General features: G+C 48.4%; 18 protein-coding genes. 15 read left to right on the top strand and 3 right to left on the bottom strand.

Going from position 1 to position 20,236, the window contains the following annotated elements; genetic code table 11:
* From gspF to mscS, 10 genes are all read left to right on the top strand, one after another.
* Positions 1 to 1,227: a type II secretion system inner membrane protein GspF gene (gspF, locus tag B3850_RS10750; RefSeq protein WP_126751893.1), complete on the top strand. Its 1,227-nt coding sequence runs from the start codon at positions 1 to 3 to the stop codon at positions 1,225 to 1,227.
* A gap of 2 nt (positions 1,228 to 1,229) precedes the next feature.
* Positions 1,230 to 1,667 (top strand): type II secretion system major pseudopilin GspG, encoded by a 438-nt coding sequence (gene gspG / locus B3850_RS10745; protein ID WP_053953962.1) that lies wholly within the window; start codon positions 1,230 to 1,232, stop codon positions 1,665 to 1,667.
* Positions 1,642 to 2,229 (top strand): type II secretion system minor pseudopilin GspH, encoded by a 588-nt coding sequence (gene gspH / locus B3850_RS10740; protein WP_235443990.1) that lies wholly within the window; start codon positions 1,642 to 1,644, stop codon positions 2,227 to 2,229. Before gspG ends, gspH begins: the two co-directional genes overlap by 26 nt.
* Positions 2,226 to 2,618, top strand: a complete 393-nt coding sequence (gene gspI, locus B3850_RS10735; protein WP_126751891.1) for a type II secretion system minor pseudopilin GspI — start codon at positions 2,226 to 2,228, stop codon at positions 2,616 to 2,618. Before gspH ends, gspI begins: the two co-directional genes overlap by 4 nt.
* Positions 2,608 to 3,291, top strand: coding sequence for a type II secretion system minor pseudopilin GspJ (gene gspJ / locus B3850_RS10730; RefSeq protein ID WP_286871707.1), 684 nt, complete (start codon positions 2,608 to 2,610; stop codon positions 3,289 to 3,291). Before gspI ends, gspJ begins: the two co-directional genes overlap by 11 nt.
* Positions 3,281 to 4,261 (top strand): type II secretion system minor pseudopilin GspK, encoded by a 981-nt coding sequence (gene gspK, locus B3850_RS10725; protein WP_286871705.1) that lies wholly within the window; start codon positions 3,281 to 3,283, stop codon positions 4,259 to 4,261. Before gspJ ends, gspK begins: the two co-directional genes overlap by 11 nt.
* A 3-nt stretch (positions 4,262 to 4,264) precedes the next feature.
* Complete coding sequence (gene gspL, locus B3850_RS10720) at positions 4,265 to 5,470, top strand: type II secretion system protein GspL (protein WP_286871702.1); 1,206 nt, start codon at positions 4,265 to 4,267, stop codon at positions 5,468 to 5,470.
* A gap of 4 nt (positions 5,471 to 5,474) precedes the next feature.
* Positions 5,475 to 5,993, top strand: a complete 519-nt coding sequence (locus B3850_RS10715; RefSeq protein ID WP_286871701.1) for a type II secretion system protein M — start codon at positions 5,475 to 5,477, stop codon at positions 5,991 to 5,993.
* Complete coding sequence (locus B3850_RS10710) at positions 5,990 to 6,736, top strand: type II secretion system protein N (protein WP_058576070.1); 747 nt, start codon at positions 5,990 to 5,992, stop codon at positions 6,734 to 6,736. The genes B3850_RS10715 and B3850_RS10710 overlap by 4 nt, the downstream gene beginning before the upstream one ends.
* Before the next feature lie 76 nt (positions 6,737 to 6,812).
* On the top strand, positions 6,813 to 7,634 hold the full coding sequence (gene mscS / locus B3850_RS10705; protein WP_053953969.1) for a small-conductance mechanosensitive channel MscS: 822 nt from the start codon (positions 6,813 to 6,815) through the stop codon (positions 7,632 to 7,634).
* A 62-nt stretch (positions 7,635 to 7,696) separates the two neighbouring features.
* Here the strand turns inward: mscS and B3850_RS10700 are convergent, their stop codons facing one another.
* Together B3850_RS10700 and B3850_RS10695 are read right to left on the bottom strand one after the other, a co-directional pair.
* Positions 7,697 to 8,968, bottom strand: coding sequence for an O-acetylhomoserine aminocarboxypropyltransferase/cysteine synthase family protein (locus tag B3850_RS10700; protein ID WP_286911729.1), 1,272 nt, complete (start codon positions 8,966 to 8,968; stop codon positions 7,697 to 7,699).
* Entirely contained in the window at positions 8,965 to 9,879 is a 915-nt protein-coding gene (locus tag B3850_RS10695; protein WP_286871880.1) for an alpha/beta fold hydrolase, read from the bottom strand. Before B3850_RS10695 ends, B3850_RS10700 begins: the two co-directional genes overlap by 4 nt.
* Before the next feature lie 146 nt (positions 9,880 to 10,025).
* Here B3850_RS10695 and xseA point away from each other — a divergent pair, with 146 nt between their 5' ends.
* Both xseA and B3850_RS10685 read left to right on the top strand, forming a co-directional pair.
* A complete protein-coding gene (gene xseA, locus B3850_RS10690) occupies positions 10,026 to 11,336 on the top strand; it encodes an exodeoxyribonuclease VII large subunit (RefSeq protein ID WP_053954011.1) in 1,311 nt (436 codons plus the stop codon).
* 89 nt (positions 11,337 to 11,425) lie between these two features.
* The gene (locus B3850_RS10685; RefSeq protein WP_286871878.1) at positions 11,426 to 12,733 is read left to right on the top strand and encodes an alkaline phosphatase; all 1,308 of its coding nucleotides are present in this window, start codon (positions 11,426 to 11,428) and stop codon (positions 12,731 to 12,733) included.
* Positions 12,734 to 12,817: 84 nt separating this feature from the next.
* Here the strand turns inward: B3850_RS10685 and B3850_RS10680 are convergent, their stop codons facing one another.
* Positions 12,818 to 13,990: a DcaP family trimeric outer membrane transporter gene (locus B3850_RS10680; RefSeq protein WP_053953973.1), complete on the bottom strand. Its 1,173-nt coding sequence runs from the start codon at positions 13,988 to 13,990 to the stop codon at positions 12,818 to 12,820.
* 182 nt (positions 13,991 to 14,172) lie between these two features.
* Here B3850_RS10680 and acs point away from each other — a divergent pair, with 182 nt between their 5' ends.
* The 3 genes from acs to B3850_RS10665 are packed head-to-tail and all read left to right on the top strand — an operon-like array spanning position 14,173 to position 20,219.
* Entirely contained in the window at positions 14,173 to 16,113 is a 1,941-nt protein-coding gene (acs, locus tag B3850_RS10675; RefSeq protein WP_286911728.1) for an acetate--CoA ligase, read from the top strand.
* Between the two features lie 21 nt (positions 16,114 to 16,134).
* Positions 16,135 to 16,767 (top strand): response regulator transcription factor, encoded by a 633-nt coding sequence (locus B3850_RS10670; RefSeq protein ID WP_126751880.1) that lies wholly within the window; start codon positions 16,135 to 16,137, stop codon positions 16,765 to 16,767.
* Complete coding sequence (locus B3850_RS10665; protein WP_286911727.1) at positions 16,764 to 20,219, top strand: PAS domain-containing hybrid sensor histidine kinase/response regulator; 3,456 nt, start codon at positions 16,764 to 16,766, stop codon at positions 20,217 to 20,219. The genes B3850_RS10670 and B3850_RS10665 overlap by 4 nt, the downstream gene beginning before the upstream one ends.
* Positions 20,220 to 20,236 lie beyond the last annotated feature (17 nt).

Genomic DNA, 20,236 nt, shown 5'->3' with positions numbered 1-20,236 from the left:
GTGGCAGCATTTGAGTACCAGGCAATAGCCAATAATGGACGTAAGAAAAAAGGCGTGCTTGAGGCCGATACTGAACGTCAGGTTCGGCAGATGCTTCGTGAACAAGGCCTTATGCCTGTTGCTATTTCTGCTGCGGCGGAAAAAGAGAAGAAGCAGAGTGCGCAGAATCGCTGGGGCTTCACATTTCGAAAAGTCAAAGCGCAGGACCTTGCCCTTATTACTCGTCAGCTTTCGACCTTAGTAGGCTCTGCTTTGCCTATTGAGCAAGCGTTACTGGCCGTTGCTGATCAAACTGAAAAGCCACGCATGAAAAAGCTGGTTATGTCAGTACGAAGCAAAGTCGTTGAAGGTTATGGTCTGGCTGAGGCAATGGCGGAATTCCCTGGGGTGTTTGACTCGCTGTATACGGCAATGGTGGCTGCGGGTGAGAAGTCCGGGCATCTGGACCAGGTTCTCGAAGAGTTGGCCGATTACACGGAACAGCGACAGCACATGAAGAGTCAGTTGACGCAGGCGCTTATTTATCCGCTTATGCTGACTCTGGTGGCTATCGGTATTGTCGTATTTCTCTTGGTTTCAATAGTGCCTCAAATTGTCGAGAACTTTGCCACTATGGGGCAAGAGCTACCTCCTACTACGTTGGCTATGATAGCTATTAGTGAGTTTTTGCAGAATTGGGGACTCTGGCTGGTTGTTGGGTTGGCTGTTTTATTGTTGTTATTTGGACAGTGGCTTCGAAAAGACACAAACCGGTTAAAGTATCATTACCGCTTGCTGAAACTTCCTATGTTGGGGAAAGTCATACGAGGGGTTAGTACAGCGCGCTTTGCAAGAACGCTGAGTATTTTAACATCATCGGCGGTGCCATTACTCGATGGTCTGCGCATTACCTCATCGGTTATTGGTAATTTAGCGATAAGAGAAGCGGTCGATGAAGCCGCTGACAGGGTAAGAGAAGGTTCGTCGTTAAGGGCAGCATTGCAGGAAACCGGGCTATTTCCGCCCATGATGCTGCATATGATAGCGGCCGGAGAGAAGTCGGGCGAGCTTGAACAGATGCTAAAACGCTGTGCCGACAACCAGGATAAAGAATTTGAAAATTTAGTCACAGTCAGCCTTAAGGTCTTCGAACCTGTGCTGATTGTCACCATGGCGGGCATCGTCTTTTTTATCGTTTTGTCGATAATTCAGCCCATATTGCAGTTAAATAATAGTGTAGGACTTTAATTATGAGACGTAATCAATCTGGTTTTTCACTCGTTGAAGTTATGGTGGTTATTGCCATTATTGGTATTTTGGCAACCATGGTGTTACCTAATGTGTTGGGCAACCAGGAAAAAGCGAACGAGCAAAAAGTTATTGCTGACATTGTGGCATTAGAGAATGCATTAGCTCAGTATCACCTTGATAACGGTATGTTTCCAACCACCGAGCAAGGTTTAGAAGCACTCGTGAATGAACCGAATATTGATCCGCAACCGCGAAGCTATCGCAGCGGTGGCTATATTCGTCGTTTACCGCAAGACCCTTACGGCAACGACTACCTGTTGTTGAACCCGGGACAGTACGACGATATTGATATTTTTTCAGCAGGCCCAGACGGTCAACCGGGTACTGAAGATGACTTCGGTAGTTGGATGATTGGCAACAACAACCGTGACCAATAGGCGCCAGCAACAAGGATTCACTCTGATTGAACTGATGCTGGTAATGGCCATTCTTGGCCTTATTGCCAGCTCAGTTATGTTGACGTTACCGGGCAGTAACCGTCAGCAAAACTCTGCTCAAGACTCAGCAATAACGCTACAGCAGCAACTTCAATATGCACGTGAGTATGCGATGGTGCGGCAGCAACCTCTCGCGCTTGCGTTTAACGACAATGGTTATGAGTTTCTGGTTTGGCAGGAGGAAAGTTGGCAATCTTTTAACACTCGTGGGCTTAAACCTCAGCAAACTGAGTGGCCATTAAGCTGGCAGTTATTAAACCAGGACATGGCTGAGCTGGCTCAAAATGAAGAACTTAACGACGGTGTTTTTGGCAGCGGGGATGATTCAGAACAGGATGACGAGTCTGAAATAAAGCGTCCGGATGTACTTATTTTGCCAAGTGGCGAGATGACAGCTTTTACCTTAAAAATTGAAAATGCGAATGATATTGCCGCTGAGCGTTGGGTGAAAACTGAAAACAGTTGGCAATTGATTGTTTTAAATGAGGCGCCTGAGCAATGAGGGTAAAAGGTTTTACACTTATTGAAGTCATGGTCGCGCTATCGATTTTTGGGTTAGCGGCTTTGGCCGCATTACAAGCGGCCAGTAGTCACCTGACCAGTTTAAGCGACTTACAAAGTAAAACCTTTGCACAGTATGTGGCGTCAAACCGGATAGCAGAAGTGTCCCTGGCCCAGGAATGGCCGGTAAAAGACAATAAGAAAGGCACGGCTGAGCAAGCCGGCACCACCTGGCATTGGCAGCAACAGGTGGTTGAAACAGTAACTCCTAATGTCGTCGCTGTCACAGTGATAGTGTCAAAAACGGAAGGTGGGCGGGAGCATTATCGGTTAACGCGCTACTTGAGAAAGCCTGACTCAGCCGCTAGAGGTGACCGGAATGCACGTTAACGGCAACCGACAGTCGGGGTTCACCTTAGTTGAAGTGTTGGTGACTATGGCCATTTTTGCGGTAATTGGTATAGCCAGTTATCAGGTGCTAAGCCAAATGGTCAGTACCGAGCAGCAGTCGAGCGAGCGGCGTGAGTCGCTGGAGCAGCTGCAGTTTAGCCAGCTGTTAATGCAACAAGACATTCGTCAGTTAGTCGCTAAGCCGACGCGCCCCAATGACACTGAAGTAACACACCAGTATCTAAGTAATGATGTTGGCTACTTTGATTCGGAGCGCGGCGTTTTAGCTTTTGTGCGCAGCGGCTTTGATAACCCGGGTGATGTTCTGCCGCGAGCCGAGTTACAGCCGGTTATTTATCGAGTTATGGATGGCCAGTTACAACGGGTTAGTTATTCGTTTGTGAATGATAGGAGTAACGAACCAACTGTGCAGACGTTGTTGAGCGGTGTGACAGACTTGTCGTTTCGCTTTTATAGAGCAGCAGGTCAAAGCGATGGTAATCGTGGATTGGATAAGGGCTGGAACGCAGAGTGGCGCAGCGAAGGCGATTTACCGAAAGCCATTGAGGTGACTTTGCAGACCGAACAATATGGCGAAATTAAGCGTATATTTTTGGTTGCTGGTGCAGGTCTAGCGGAGGCGCAAAGTTCGGGAGGGGCGAATGCAGACTAAAAACTCTCGTCAAAAAGGCGCCGCGCTCATAACGGTCATGCTGGTTATTGCTCTGGTTTCGGTGATAGCAGTGAACCTCGGAAGTAAACTGCAAATGCAAATAACCCGCATGGGCAACTTGCAGCAAGCTGAACAAACTTACTGGATGTGGCTAAGCGCTGAGGATGTTTTAAAAGAAGCGTTAAAGCGCGAGTTAAACGAAAATGATGGTGTCGCGAATAACCAACAAAGCTGGGCCAGCCGAAGCGGTCCGTTCCCGGTTGAAGGTGGGCAGATAGCGGCTCGTGTGAGAGACTTATCCAGTTGTTTTAATTTGAACAGTATGGTGACGGATGAGGAAGACCCTGGCACGCTGGAACGACGTAAGCGCCAATATAAAGCGCTATTGCAAGGTGTTGAACTCGATGAATATCAGGCGCAGGGGTTAACCGATAGCCTGGTTGACTGGATAGACGGTGACACTCAGCTGTCGGGTTCAAATGGTGCTGAAGATCCTGATTATCAGGGACTGCCTAAGCCATACTTAGCGGCAAACAGCTTACTACTGGACGTTAGCGAGCTGCGCATGATTAGGGGATACAGTCGGGAAGTCGTTCGCAAACTGCGTCCTTATGTCTGCGTAATACCGAATGAAACGGCATTAATGATTAACGTGAATACGCTTAAAGAAGATCAAGCTGCATTACTGACAGCAGTGACAGAAGGTAAAATGTCGTTACAAGATGCGCAATCCTTCTTGTCGAACAGGCCGGAAACAGGCTATGAGTCGAATGAAGAGGTCGATGAAGTTGAAGCTATTGCCAATGTGAAATCAGAGCTTAACGGCGAACTGTCAGAACTTGATGTTGAAAGTGAATACTTTCAGCTAACCGCATATATACAATGGGGCGATGTTGAAATGAAAGCCCGTTCAGTACTGCACGTTAACAACGGCGAAGTAGCCACCTTGTACCGTGCGATGGGAGAATAAAACATGCAGGAAACGCTAATAATACGACTGCCTGCTTTTGGAACAACAGAAAGCATTCCCTGGGTGTTGTGGCATAACCAGCAACAGGAGCTTATTGCCAGCGGCGAGCTGGAGTCAACCGAAGAGCTGTCACAGTTGGCGGATAAAGCGTCACGCAGTGATGTGGTTATTGCTGTTCCGGGTCAAGATGTCTTTTTAACTCAGGTTACCCTTCCGACGGGGAGTAAAAAGCATTTGGATAAAGTTATTCCGTATGCGTTGGAAGAAGAACTTGCGGCAGACATAGAAACGCTGCATTTTGCCTGGCCGGAAACAAAAGCCTCGACAATACCGGTGGCCGTTGTAGAAAAAGCACATATGCAACAGTGGTTGGGTGTTCTGTCAGAGTCAGGAATTGAGTCTAACCGTTGGTTGCCTGATATTTTCCTACTGCCGGCTCACGAGAATGAATGGCACGCTATTGAATTGGGTCATAGCGTTCTGGTAAGAACCTCGGTCTGGCAAGGCTTTGCGGTGGAGCGAGCCGCATTTTCTGAACTTGCCCCCATATTAAGCAGCGAATATGAGCCGCCTGAAAAAATCATTCACTATGGTGCTATAGACTGGCCTCAGCCGCCTAGCGTATTAGAGTCTGCCGATATTGAAGTGCCCATGACAATTGCTGTCGCGGCTTTACAAAGCAATGCTGAAATCAACCTCAGGCAAGGAGCTTTTCGTGCGAGAAAGCAGCGACAGTCGTCAAGTTTGCCATGGAAACCTTTGGCTATTGCTGCCAGTGTATTATTTGTGTTGGCTATCACTCTCAATGGCATAAAATACTGGCAACTTGAGCAGCAGCGAGCGTCTTTGCAGGTAAAGGCAGAGCAGCTTTATCGTGAGGCATTTCCTGGCGAAAGCCGTATTGTCAATTTAAGAGCACAGTTGCAGCAGAAAATTGAACGACTGGGCGGTGCCGGAAATACTGAAAGCTCGGTTATAGCAGCCCTGGATAGCTTGCAACCAGCATTTCAGGCCGAACCGGCGGTGAAGCTAGAATTGCTGCGTTTTCAAAATAATGAATTGCGACTGCAGGCAACAGCTGAGAGCTTTTCACAATTGGAAGCTTTTCAGCGGGCGGCTCAAAATAACGGTGTAGCCATAGAGGCTGGGTCGATGAGTAACCGCGGAAGCCAGGTTTCCGGCGCACTGACTATAGAGCTTCAGGGGTAACGTTATGGATAAACTTAAAGCAATTTTTGAGCCTTATCGTCAGCTTGCTTATAACCGTTGGCAGCAGTTTAATAGCCGTGAGCAGCGCCTGCTAAGCGCATTAGCCATTGTATTGGCCATTGCGTTTTTATATTTCATTGTTTGGTTGCCAAGTTCTCAGTCAGTGATACAGGCGGAGAACCGTTTGAAGTCTCAGCAAGACCAGTATCAATGGGTACAACAGGCGATAGCGCGATATAAAAGCATGGAAGGTAGAAGTGCTAAAAGCTCAACCGTGAAGGGCTCCCTCAGCCAGCGTATTAACCAGGCTGCGGCGCAGTATGACATTGAGTTGGCGCGTATTCAGCCGCAAGGTGAAGAGTATCTGGTCACGGTGGACACAGTGCCATTTAATCAACTGCTTCAGTTTATGAATGCGCTGGAAAGTGACTTTGGTTTACAGCTAACCGGTGCTGATATTGCCCGGCTTGAACAACCAGGTAGTGTCCGATTACGAAAACTATTGGTGAAAGACGTCTCATGAAATTAAAGCGCTGGCTGCCCTGGCTTGTTTTGGCTTATTTAATAACCTTGTTGGTATTGTTGCCGGCACGCGTTATTTATTGGATGCCATTGCCGAATAACATTCAATTGACGCAAGTGTCTGGAACCTTATGGCAAGGAGCTGCCGGACAAGTCGTGGTCGATGGTAATGTCATTAACGATCTTAGCTGGGACTGGCAAGTGTCATCGATTTTCCTCGGCGATCTGGTTGTTGATGTCAAAGTGCCAAAACAGAATAATCCATTTTCGTTGCAGGGACGTTTATTAGCTAGCTCGACCCGTATTGGTGCGCAAAATATAAAGGCCAGCGGTAGCTTAGGCGCATTATTGGATATCGCTCAAACCAAGCTGCCATTGCAAACGAAAGGTCGCTGGGAACTAGACGTAAGTGAGTACGTGGTGACAGCGCCGGGGCCTGTGCGTTGGTGCGATAACTTAGAAGGTAGTGCCAGCGGCGACAATATTCAGGTGCTGGTCAATGGACAATGGCAGTCACTAGGGAGCTTTCCGGTCGAGCTAGGGTGTCATGACGATAATTCCGTCGCATTAATCATGAAAGGCGACAACGATTTAAGTCTGGAAGTTGATGCGAGTATCAATAGTCAGGACATTAAAGCGTCAGGTACCGTAAAACCAACACCGCGAACGCCAGAAGGCCTGGCAAAGTTTATTCAATACATGGGTCAGCCAGACGCGCAGGGGCGCTACTCGTTCCGCCTGTAAATGCGTTTGCGAATAGGCGTAATAAGCGCTATTTTGGGAAAATCATAGTTTAGTTATTGCTAAATAAGGAAATATTATGGACAGCATCGTTCAGTGGATAAACGACAATCAGGATATGCTTATCGAGTTTTCGATTAAGTTTATTATTGCGATTGCCATTTTGATTATTGGTAAAATAGTGGCGAATGGCGTTACCCGGGTCATGTCCAAAGGCATGCAAAAACGCGAAGTGGACGGCGCAGTTATTAGCTTCGTCAGCGCTATTGTAAAAACCGTTATCTTCATTGCCGCCATTATGATGGCGCTGTCGCATGTCGGGGTCGAAACTACGTCCTTTATTGCTATTTTAGGTGCGGCAGGTTTGGCCATTGGCCTTGCACTGCAAGGGTCACTGTCGAACATTGCATCGGGCGTATTACTTATTATGTTCCGTCCGTTCCGTGCGGGCGAGTACGTTGACGCTGGCGGGGTTTCCGGCACGGTTGAACAAATCAATATCTTCCAGACGGTTTTGAAAACGCCGGACCGTAAAATTATCTTTGTGCCGAATTCGGAAATTATCGGTGGCCCAATTACCAACTACAATCGTGAAGAACTGCGTCGCATCGATTTGGTCATTGGTGTGAGTTATAGCGCTAACTTGCAAAAAACGAAGCAAGTACTTATGGACGTTATTACCAGTGACGAACGGGTTCTGAAAGATCCTGAGCCTGTGGTGACAGTGACGGAGCTTGGCGCTTCTTCTGTAGACTTTAATGTACGTCCGTGGACCAAAAATGAAGACTACTGGCCAACGCGCTGGGACTTGTTAGAGCGCATTAAAGACCGTTTAGACGAGGAAGGTATTGGTATTCCCTTTCCTCAAATGGACGTTCATTTGAAAAAGGACGACGCATAAAATTCATGCGCCTGTTAGAGATGAGAAAGCCACCGTCCGGTGGCTTTTCTTTTTTCGGTATATTAAATGCTTAATGCCTGCTCTAAGTCAGCAATAATATCGCTAATGTGCTCTATGCCGACACACAAGCGGATGGCTTCTGGTTTAACTCCAACAGCAGCTTGCTCTTTTTCCGACAGCTGACGGTGAGTGGTAGAAGCAGGGTGGCAGGCAAGCGACTTTGCATCGCCGATATTCACTAACCGTTTAAACAAGCCAAGCTTGTCATAAAACTTAACTCCTGCCTCGTAACCGCCTTTTATGCCAAAGGTAAGCAATGATGCAGGTAACCCGCCAGTCACATATTTGGCAGCAAGTTCATAGTGTGGGTGCTGAGCCAAACCTGCGTAATTCACCCATTCAACATTAGGATGTTGTAGTAGATAGTCGGCGACAGCCTTTGCGTTTTCGCAGTGTCGCTCAATACGCAAAGTCAGAGTTTCCAGTCCCTGCAACAATAAAAAGGCATTAAAGGGCGACAAACAGGCGCCCGTATTACGCAGAGCCACGGTTCTGACTCTTGCGATAAAAGCGGCGGGTCCGAATGCGTCGGTATAAACCACACCGTGATAAGCCGGTTCGGGATTACTAAATTGTGGGAAACGCGCCTTTTGTGACAGCCAGTCAAATTTGCCTGAGTCGACTATAAGTCCACCAATTGAATTACCGTGACCACCAATGTATTTCGTCAATGAATGAACGACGATGTCAGCGCCATGCTCAATGGGCTTACAAAGAATAGGCGTAGCGACGGTATTATCAACGACGAGCGGTACGCCATGAGTGTGGGCAACTCCCGCCAGTGCTTCTAAGTCGGCAATGTTTCCTGCGGGGTTACCAATGCTTTCGCAGTAAACCGCTTTGGTGCGCTCATCAATAAGTGCTTCAATGTCTTTCGCATTGTCTGATTCGGCAAAACGGACCTCGATACCGAGCGACGGCAGCATATGGCGAAACAGTGTATAGGTGCCTCCATAAAGCTGTGGGGTGGTAACGATATTGTCGCCCTGACTTGCCAAAGTAATTAGGGTGTATTCAATGGCCGCCATACCTGAAGCGACTGCGAGACCGGCAACACCCCCTTCAAGGGCGGCAACCCGTTTTTCCAGCACGTCGTTGGTGGGGTTCATAATGCGTGAATAGATATTGCCTTCAACCGCTAAGTCGAAGAGATCAGCTCCGTGCTGAGCGCTGTCAAACTCGTACGATGCCGTTTGATAAATCGGCGTAGCTACTGACTTGGTGGTTGGGTCGGTGTCGTAGCCATGATGAATGGATAAGGTTTCGTCTTTCATATGGTCTCCAAATGCGTTTCAAATAAAAAATGTGTCAGTGACGTGCCGTATTGGGGCACGTTCTTTATAAATCCGTCGTGCCCGTATTCGCTTTGAACGGACACATGTGACGTACAGTTGGGTAGCAGGGTTTCAAGCTCCGTGACTAGGCTTGGTGGCGCAATGGTGTCACTGGTGAAGTCAACTAAATGCACTGGCGTTTCGATAGGCTCAGGATTAATGCTGTATTCGTTCAACACGGGTGTGAGATGAGTGAACAGGCTGCGTGAGCTGTTACCGTTTTCTTTAAGCAGTCGTTCACCTTTATAAAGTAGGTACTCGAAAGCGTCATCGCTGCTACTAAAGCGCGATTCAAACTCTTCCGCACTGCGGTAGCTGAGCATGGCCAGTGCTCTGGCTAATACAATACCCAATTGTGAATCGTTGCAGCGTTGTATGAGCGCTTGTTGGAAATAACGCAATAAAGACGAGTGCACCGATGGTTTATGAGCCGCTCCAATAACGCTTAGCCGCTCAAGCGACTCTGGGTTATCCAGTGCGTACTGGAGGCCTAAAACACCTCCGAATGAGCCGCCAATCCAGCCGTGCAGAGACTCGTCCGGCAATACCGCTTGCAATGCGTGATGAATAGCATTGCTGTGTTCTCGTACGGACAGCGGAGTGTCGGGACAATCAGAGCCGCCTAACCCGCCGAAGTAGTCAAAGCTAATAAATTGGTAATCGTCAGTGTCTGCGAAGAGCCGATGCAGCGATTGCCACCAACCATCGCCGGACGGTGTCCAAAGCTTTCCGGTTGCGCTGATACCGCCCTGTACAACAATAGCCGGGGCATCGGGAAAGCCATACCGATACCCTTTTAAGCGGCCATAAGGCGTTTGCGTATGAAATGAACGAGCAATAGGAAGAACCATAGCGGCCTCCGTCAATTTGAAACGACAATACAGCGACAATAATAAATGGATATAAAGCCGTCAAGACATTTAGACGTCCAAATGCGAAATTATTGTTTTGAATTCTGTGGTAGTATCAGCGCATTGAATGGAGGTCGAATATGTCGATGGTTTACTCGGTCAGTCAGCTGAATGGTGAAATCCGCCAGTTACTTGAGCAGGGTTTTCGCCAAATAAGCCTGGTGGGTGAAATTTCTAATTTTGCCGCGCCGGGCTCTGGGCATTGGTATTTCACGCTGAAAGATGAACGCTCACAAGTACGTTGCGCCATGTTCCGAGGCGCCAATCAGCGAGCGGCTATGCGCCCGCAAAACGGTTCACAAGTCCTGGTGAAAGCCAAAGTGACCTTGTATGAGCCGCGCGGTGACTATCAGCTAATTGTCGAGCACCTGGAAGACGCCGGACAGGGCTTATTACAACAGCGCTACGAGCAATTGAAAGCAAAACTCGGTGCTGAAGGACTATTCGCGGCCGATCGCAAACGACCATTACCGGAGCACATTCGCAAAGTGGGTGTGCTGACCTCACCAACCGGGGCGGCAATAAAAGACATATTAGCGGTTATGAAACGGCGGGACCCCAGCGTTGAAGTGATTATCTATCCGACGTCGGTTCAGGGAGAAGCCGCAGTAGCCCAACTTCAATCTATGGCGCAAACGGCGTTTGAGCGTAATGAAGTGGATGTGCTGCTAGTGTCGCGCGGCGGTGGCTCACTGGAAGACTTGTGGTGTTTTAACGATGAAGGTTTTGCCCGGCTGCTGACTACCGCTCCGATGCCGGTGATTAGTGCGGTCGGTCACGAAATTGACTTCACCATTGCAGACTTTGTTGCTGATATGCGAGCACCCACACCATCGGCTGCGGCAGAGTTGGTCACGCGAGACCAGCAACAGCAACTGCAGCGTGCTCAGGCGTTAATGCAGCGGCTGCAACAGGCTCAGTTAAGGCATATACAACGCCTCAAACAACAATGGCAATTTTTGCAAACACGCCTGCAACAGCAGCATCCACAACGACTGCTGCAACAACAGTCGCAACTGGCTGACGAGTTACAGGCGCGTGCGAGTCGGGCGCTGACTCAGCAACTTATGCGTCAGCGTCAGCAGCACACGCATTTAGTGAGGCGCTTGCAATCCGTGCATCCGGAAAAACGACTGGCACAATACCAACAGCAATTGACAATTCTTCAGCAGCGTTTGCCGCAAGTCATGGCGCGTTTACTGAGAGACAAAAAGTCTCGGCAAGGGCAATTGATGCAGTCATTGAACCTGGTCAGCCCGCTGAATACGCTGGAGCGAGGTTACGCCATTGTTCGTAAAGATAGTGGCGAGGTTGTGCGTCGTGCGGATGACGTTGCTAGTGGCGAACCGGTCGATGTTCGACTGGCCGACGGCTCATTCACGGCGAGACGCGATTAAATTGCGGTTTGTTGTCATATCACTGACATTTAGGGCTTGATATAATCAGGCTATACAAAGAGCGTTACAGAATTAAACGGAGTTGTCGTATGAAAAAAACCTTAGCAGCCGCAGCCATCGGGGTTGCGCTGAGTGCACCGGGCGCGGTGGCTGAAGAGCAGAAGCCCAATATTATTTATGTCATTGGTGATGGTATGGGCTTTGAATTTATCAGTGCTTACCGCTATGCCATGTCTGATTTAGACACCAAAGACATTGCTGAAACACAGTTCGACCACTACCTCACCGGGGCCGCAACCACTTATCCGGAAGACGATACCTGGGTGACGGATTCAGCAGCTGGCGCTACCGCTTTGTCGGCGGGGGAAAAGTCGTATAACGGCGCTATTGGCATGGATAACGATAAAACGTCGTTAAAAACGGTCATGGAGTACGCTAAAAATAGCGGTTATATGACAGGCTCCGTATCGACCTCGCAAATTAACCATGCAACGCCGGCTTCATTTTTCTCGCATCATCCGTCTCGCTACGAGTACAACGAAATAGCTGACCTTATGGCGCAGCAGTATATAAAAAATGAAGCGTCTTATGATGTCTTGCTTGGCGGCGGTCAGCAGTATTTTATTCGTGACGACAAGAACTGGGCGGAACTGCTAGAGCAACATGGCTTGAAGGTTATTCAGGACATGCAAATGTTAGATCAAGTTGAACAGGCGCCGGTTATGGGCTTGTTTGCACCAAAAGGTCTGCCGCATGCAATTGATGAAGGTAAAGACTCGCTGGCACAAATGACCAGCACTGCGCTGCGTTTATTGTCAGGTGACGACAAACCGTTCGCGCTTATGATTGAAGGCAGCCAAATTGACTGGTGTGGTCATGCCAATGATATTGCTTGCGCGGTGCATGAAATGGACTCGTTAAATAAAGCGTTAACGGTTGTTGCTGACTTCATGCAAGATAACCCCAATACGTTACTGGTGATGACTGCTGACCATTCTACTGGCGGTTTAACTCTGGGGCGTGACGGTGAGTACGCATGGTATTCAGACAGAGTCATGGCTATTGAAAGCTCTATTGCGACAATGCGCAGTGAACTTCTGGACATGGACGCTGAGAAATGGCCCGAGTATGTTGCTGACAAAGTGAACTTCGAGCTGACTCAGGACTATATCGACGAGCTGGCGCTTGCATCTGAGCAGGAAGGTGAAGAGCGTGAAGACGCACTACACGATGCTTTGGTGTATATTACCGGTGATATTACCGGTACGGGTTGGACGGGCAGTGGCCACACCGCAGTAGACGTCCCGGTTTTTGCTAAAGGACCTTACTCTGAAGATTTCCGTGGGTATATGGATAACACAGACATTGGTAAGCGGTTAATTGATATTGTGAAATAAAGCTTGTTTGGGCAGACAATGCCCAGACAGAAAAAACGCCGGTAACCTTTTGTGGCTACCGGCGTTTTTGGTTGGGAATATCGTTTAAAACTTATACATTGCCATCAGCTGTAGGCGGTTTAAGTCGCCGTCTACATTAGCTTCTGTTTCACGGTTAGCTTGTGAAATTTCCGCACCAAAGGTTAGGTTGGAAGCTGGTGAATACATCACGTTAAACGCGAGGCGCTGTGTGTATTCAGTCATGTCACCAGCGAGTGCAAGCAGCTCTTCATCATTGTCTGCCCAGCCACGCGAATATACGATGTTTGAACGAACTTTCTCAGTCCAGAAATGGCGGTAAGCAAAAGAAATACCGGTTGAGTCAATGGCTTCCAGCTCACCGTTACCATCGATATAAGCGCCGTTCCATGTGTTGAGACCTAAATAGCGACCTAAGCCCGAACCGGTTGTAATAGACGCACGAATGTCGTCCATACCAAAGGTGTATTTAGCACCAAAGCTCAAACCGTAACCGAAAGTTGTTTCATCGTCACCAGTTTGTGTGACGTCATAAGTGAGCTGACGCAATAATGCAGACGCCTGCCAGGTCAGGTTGTCAGACTTGCCGGTATATTTAAAAGTAACATCTGGCATAAATCCATCACTGGAAACAATACGTCCCCCACCAGCAGGTGTCACTGTGGTTTCAGGGTTTTCAATTGAGGCGCTAAAGCCACCGGAGGTGTAACGAATTTGTGCCTGGCGGTTGAAGATAATGCCATCGGTGATGCCGATAAAGTCGACGGATTCAGCCAGAATGTTTAGGTCCTGAAAGTTAGACCAGGTTTGACCAAAAGTCCATTTCCCATATTTTAAAAATGCGTGACGTAGACGCGGACTATAAGAGTTTGAAATACGTTGGTCACCGTCAGGGGTCAACATAAAATCCATTTGGATATGGCCGGTCAGCGTTTCACCATTATCTAACTCAGTGTCGGTGGTAAGGAAAAAACGCGACTGACGTGCGTGAAAATCGGTGACCATGTCGTCGCCTTCACCACCCACAGGGGTGAGGCTTGGAATATACTGTTGCCGAGCGATACTGCCGCTTGAAGGTGCCTGACCATCGGTGTAGTCCGATACCATCATGTCCAGTTTAACAAAACCACCAAAATCGATGTCAGTTTCGTTTGCCTGAGCTCCTAAGCTCATAACACCGAGTACGGCAGCGCTTGCTGCTGATACGGTGAATTTCTTTGCGATACTTGCTTTAGCCATGGTGTTCTCCCCTGTAAGCCAAGTGTTCGTTTTGATCGTGCATTTTATTGTTATGCCAAAGATAAACGCTGTTAATTCTCGTTAACTGGTCAATTTTTATCAATCTAGACTATGGTCTAATAGTGTTTAAGCCCTTTAAAACGTACAACAGATACCATCTTGCGAATAAGGAGGAAGAGGTAATGTCGCAACTGTATTCAGTTCCTGAACATATCAAAGCTAAAGCCAAAATCGATAATGACGGTTATAAGAAACTTTACCAACAGTCAGTAGACGATCCTGAAGGTTTTTGGAGTGAACACGGACAGCGAATTACTTGGTTCACACCTTACACCAAAGTTAAAAATACCAGTTTCGAACCGGGTAAAGTCAGTGTTAAGTGGTACGAAGACGGCACTCTAAACGCCTGTTACAACTGTGTCGACCGTCACCTTGCTGATAAGGCCGATAAAACAGCGATTATCTGGGAAGGCGACGACCCTAGTGTAGACAAACACATCACCTACCGCGAGTTACATAAAGAGGTATCTCGCTTTGCTAATGGCTTGAAAAAATTAGGTATTGGTAAAGGTGACCGGGTCGCTATTTACATGCCAATGGTTCCGGAAGCGGCTTATGCGATGTTGGCCTGTGCCCGGATTGGCGCGGTTCATACCGTTATCTTTGGCGGTTTCTCACCAAATGCTATTGCGGACCGCATTAACGACTGTCAGGCAAAGGCTATAATTACCGCCGACGAAGGTCGTCGTGGCGGCAGCACTATTGGTTTGAAAGCCAATGTGGATAAAGCCTTGTCTGATGGCGTTTGTCCTTCATTAGAGCACAGCATTGTATGTCGTGTTACCGAAGGTGACGTTGAATGGACAGAAGGTCGTGACGTTTGGTGGCATGAGTTGATTGGCGATGTCAGCGATGAATGCCAGGCAGAAGTGATGAACGCCGAAGACCCGCTGTTCATTCTTTACACGTCCGGCTCGACCGGAAAACCGAAAGGGGTTGTGCATACTACCGGTGGTTACATGGTGTATGCGTCAATGACGCATGAGTATGTCTTCGACTATCACGATGACGATGTTTACTGGTGTGCAGCCGATGTCGGCTGGATTACTGGTCACTCGTACATTGTTTACGGGCCGCTGGCAAACGGTGCAACCACACTGATGTTTGAAGGTGTGCCAACGTATCCCGGGGTTGGCCGTATTGGCGAAATTGTTGATAAACACAAGGTCAATATCCTTTACACCGCGCCAACGGCAATTCGTGCCTTAATGGCGAAAGGTGACGAAGCAGCGAAGACGTCGACCCGTGAAAGTTTGCGTATTCTGGGTAGTGTTGGTGAACCAATTAACCCAGAAGCCTGGGAGTGGTACCACCGCGCTATTGGTAACGGTAAATGTCCAATTATGGATACCTGGTGGCAAACCGAGAACGGCGGTATTTTAATTGCACCACTGCCGGGTGCTACCGATTTAAAACCCGGCTCAGCAACACGTCCATTCTTTGGTATTCAACCTGCACTGGTTGATGGAGAAGGGAATATCCAGGAAGGCGAAGCCGAAGGAGGTTTGGTTATTAATGACTCATGGCCTGGTCAAATGCGTACTCTTTGGGGCGACCATGAGCGTTTCGAGCAAACCTACTTTTCGACTTTCAAGAACCGTTACTTCAGTGGTGATGGCGCGCGTCGTGACGCCGATGGTTACTACTGGATAACTGGTCGCATGGATGACGTTCTGAATGTATCGGGACACCGTCTAGGTACGGCTGAAATTGAAAGCGCGTTGGTTGCGCATAAGTCAGTGGCCGAAGCGGCTGTTGTTGGTTATCCGCATGACTTAAAAGGTCAGGGTATTTACGTATACATCACACCGGTTGAAGGTGTGGAAGTAACCGATGAATTAACCAAAGAAGTACGTAACTGGGTTCGTTCTGAATTAAGCCCAATTGCAACCCCTGACCTGATTCACTGGACGACGGGTTTGCCGAAAACACGTTCAGGTAAGATCATGCGTCGTATTTTGCGTAAGATTGCCGCTAACGAATATGAGAATCTCGGTGACACCTCTACGCTTGCTGATCCAAGTGTGGTAGATTCATTGATAGAGAATCGAATGAATAAATAATGTCACTTAATTTGGAATCTCATGGCGAAATTTTTAATCGCAGATGACCACCCTCTGTTTCGCGAGGCGCTGCAAGGCGCTCTCGCGAATCACTTTTCTGAGCTTACCTTACGCGAAGCCGAAGACCTGGACTCGACACTCGCGGCGTTAAACAAAGACGACGACGTCGACTTATTGCTGCTCGATTTGCACATGCCCGGCAGCGGTGATTTATATGGCCTTATTCGAGTCCGTGAAGACTATCCGTTATTGCCTGTTGCTATCATTTCCGGCAGTGAAGATGCGTCAATTGTTGCTAAATGTATTGGTTTTGGGGCGCTGGGGTTTATTCCTAAGTCATTGCCGTCAGCGGAAATAGCAGAAGCGATAGACACCATTTTGCAAGGCGAAACCTGGGTGCCTAAAGAGTCCCGCGAGCGCCTGGATGTCATATCTGACGAAGACCAGGAGTTGGCGCGTAAAGTGTCTGAATTGACACCGCAGCAATACCGCGTACTTCATTTTTTACACGAAGGCCTACTAAACAAACAAATCGCTTATCAGTTAAATATTACTGAAGCGACCGTCAAAGCTCACATTACGGCAATCTTCCGTAAACTCGGAGTTTATAGCCGTACTCAAGCCGTACTGGTCGCTGAACGTCTGCAGTTATGACTTGGCTGCTGGTATTCGCCTCACTGGCGTATGTCATTTTTCTGTTCGCCATTGCGACCTGGGGTGATCGTTTAGGGTCCTGGGCGAATAAAATAAGCCACAAGCCAATGGTTTACTCCATGTCATTGGCCATTTATTGCACCTCCTGGACTTACTATGGCGCTGTGGGTAATGCGGCCACCGAGGGTTGGGCGTTTTTCCCCATTCTATTGGGGCCCATTTTACTCTTTATTTTTGGCATTCGAGTTTTAGAGAAACTGGTTTCGGTCAGTAAACAGCAAAATATCACCTCGATTGCCGATTTTATCTCATCTCGTTTCGGTAAACGCAGGCGTTTGGCCGTTGCGGTTACAGCCATCGCTGCCACAGCTATTATTCCTTATATCGCTTTGCAACTAAAAGCGGTGGGTGTGAGCTTTTCGGTGCTGACAGAGAGCACCGGTGTCATGTCTGAATTTTCAATTAAAGAGCTGGGTGCAGCAGCTTTAATGGCCATATTTGCCATGCTCTTTGGTACACGCCACGTGGAAGTTACTGAGTATCGCAGTGGCATGATTTTAGCTATTGCGGTTGAGTCGATGATAAAACTGGTGGCGTTAATGGCTGCCGCAGTGTTTGCCTGGACGCTTATTGCTGAGAACCCTTCACCGTCGTTACTGAGTAACTTTACTTCTGTATCAGCTCCGCAGTGGTCTTTTGCCAAGTTTGGTGAGTTTGAGTTTATTGTTCAAACGCTAATGGCTGCGGGAGCGATTTTATGTCTGCCCCGACAGTTTCATGTGGCGGTGGTCGATAACGTCGACACTCGGCATTTAAAAACTGCCCGTTGGGGGTTTCCTCTTTATCTTAGCCTGACCGCTGCGGCTATTATTCCTATTGCCATTGCGGGCAGTTTCTTCTTAGGTAATAACGGCGACGGCTCAACGTTCTCATTGCAGTTACCTTTGCTTAAAGACCAACTGTGGTTGTCGCTCATTATCTTTATCGGAGGTATTTCTGCGGCTACCGCCATGGTGATTATTGCGTCGGTTACGTTAAGTACCATGATAACCAACGACGTTATCATGCCGATATTGTTGCAACGAGACTCTAAGCTGCCGTTAAAGCAGCGTAAACGGGAATATGACCGGGCACTACTGCTCATTCGGCGAGTCGCTATTGCCGTTACTATGGTGCTGTCGTTCTTTTGTTACTACTTCTGGGCGGCACAAACCAACCTGGTGAGTATCGGCTTGCTGGCGTTCTCGCTGGTATTGCAGCTATTACCGGCATTACTGGGGGCTTTGTATTGGCGAAAAGGGCACGCTCGCGGTGTTTATGCGGGGCTTGGTGCGGGGTCTATTGGTTGGGTGCTAGCGGTGCTAATTCCGCTGTATTCTTACCCCGAGCTCACCGACGTTGAAATTATAACCCGAGGCACTGTTGTATCGCTGGCGCTGAACGCATTTGGTTTTATCGCATTTTCGTTGTTGGCCCGACCCAGACTGGTGGACCGCATTCAGGCAACTGCTTTTGTTAAGCCGAAAGCGCAACTGCCGGAACAGCAACACCTGCATAAAGACTATAACGCAACCAACGCAGATATGATGCTGTTGCTGAAAACCTTCTTAGGTGGCCAACGTGCACAACAGCTCATGCAGTACTTTCAGCAGCCAGAAGATAAAGAGTTATTGCCAGAAGAACTGGCAGACCAGTCCTTTATTAGTTTTGTAGAGCGAGCCATTGCCGGTGTTCTTGGGTCAGCAACGGCGCGCTCGTTGGTCGATGCGGCATTACGCGATAAACAGCTTAACTTAGAAGAAGTGGTGCACTTTTTCGATGACACTACACAGGCACTGCAAACCCAGCAGTCTATTTTATTCAGCTCGCTTGAGAATCTGGCACAGGGTATTAGCGTGGTTGACGCTGACTTGCGGCTGGTTGCCTGGAATAAACGCTATTTAGATTTGTTTGAATACCCTGAAGGCATGGTAAAGCCGGGACAGCCCATTGCGACATTGATTCGCTACAATGCCGAACGTGGTGAATGCGGACCAGGCGACGTCGATGAACTGGTTAATAAGCGACTGCGCTATATGCAAATGGGCTCGGCACATCGTTTTATTCGTCGCCGTGCCGACGGTCGAGTCATAGAAATGGTTGGGAACCCATTACCAACCGGTGGTTTTGTGACCAGCTTTACGGACATTACTGAACATGTTGAAACCCAGCAGGCGCTTGAAGATGCCAATATCGACCTTGAACAACGCGTCGACGTACGCACACAAGAAATCCGAGAAATAAACCAAGAGTTAACGGCGGAAATTGATCGACGCCGCGAGGTGGAAGAAGAGCTTAAGAAAGCCAAAGCGGAGGCTGAGGCCGCAAATGCCTCAAAAACACGTTTTCTGGCGCTTGCCAGCCATGACATATTGCAGCCATTGAATGCTGCACGCCTGTATTTGTCGGCGATACATGAAAAAGAACTGTCTGATAAAAACCAGCAGTTATTGGGCAAGCTCGATACGGCGCTTGGCTCAACCGAACATTTGCTTTCGACGCTGCTTTCCATTGCCAAAATGGATCAGGGGGCGTTGCAGCCTAAATTCCGGCATGTGCAACTAAGCTCAGTTTTGAAGCCTTTGGTGGAAGAGTATGCGGTGCTGGCCGATCAAAAACATTTGGATTTCAGAGCCTTTTATGTTGACCGTCCGGTGTTAACAGACCCAACGTACTTGCGGCGTATTGTACAAAACTTTCTTTCTAATGCGATTAAGTACACCCCAAAAGGCAGCGTTTTATTGGGCGTTCGTAAAAAAGGCGATGAACTGGAGATATCGGTTTGGGATACCGGCCCTGGTATAGCCGCGCAACAGCAAAATAAGGTTTTTGATGCGTTCTACCGTATTCAGAATCAGAACGTTGAAGGCGTCGGATTAGGCTTAAGTGTAGCTCAGCGCATGGGTGAGCAACTGGGCTGTGACGTGGAAGTGACCTCTGTTGAAGGCAAAGGCTCGCGGTTTTCGGTTAGAGTGCCTTTGGGCAATGCAGCTCAAGTCATTGATAAACCCAAACGTAAACTCGATGAGGGACCCAATGCGTCATTACGCTTATTGGTCGTGGACGACGACAATGAAAACCTGAATGCGGTGAGTGCATTGCTGAATAAATGGGACTGCGAAGCGGTAACCTTCAATAGTTTTGCTAAGGCGGTTGATTACGCTAAGAGCACCCCTGATGAGCCGCCGCACGGCATACTGGTTGATTATCAGTTAGGCGATGGGGACGGCCTGTCGTTGGCTGAAACTTTGTGGGAACAGTGGCAGCGTAAAGTGCCCACCGCGTTAGTGACAGCCATGAGTGATGACGCGGTGAAACAATCCGCACGAAAATTAGGCCTGCAGTTTTTACCAAAACCCGTAAAACCGGCTGCGTTAAAAGCCTTTTTGAAATATATTAGCATGCGAAAGTAATTGGCATTAACGTGAGG

This window comes from Idiomarina sp. UBA4520, from assembly GCF_002388365.1.
Lineage (GTDB): Bacteria > Pseudomonadota > Gammaproteobacteria > Enterobacterales > Alteromonadaceae > Idiomarina > Idiomarina zobellii.
Note: the sequence above shows the minus strand (reverse complement) of the source record. Positions and strands in the feature narration are given on the sequence as shown.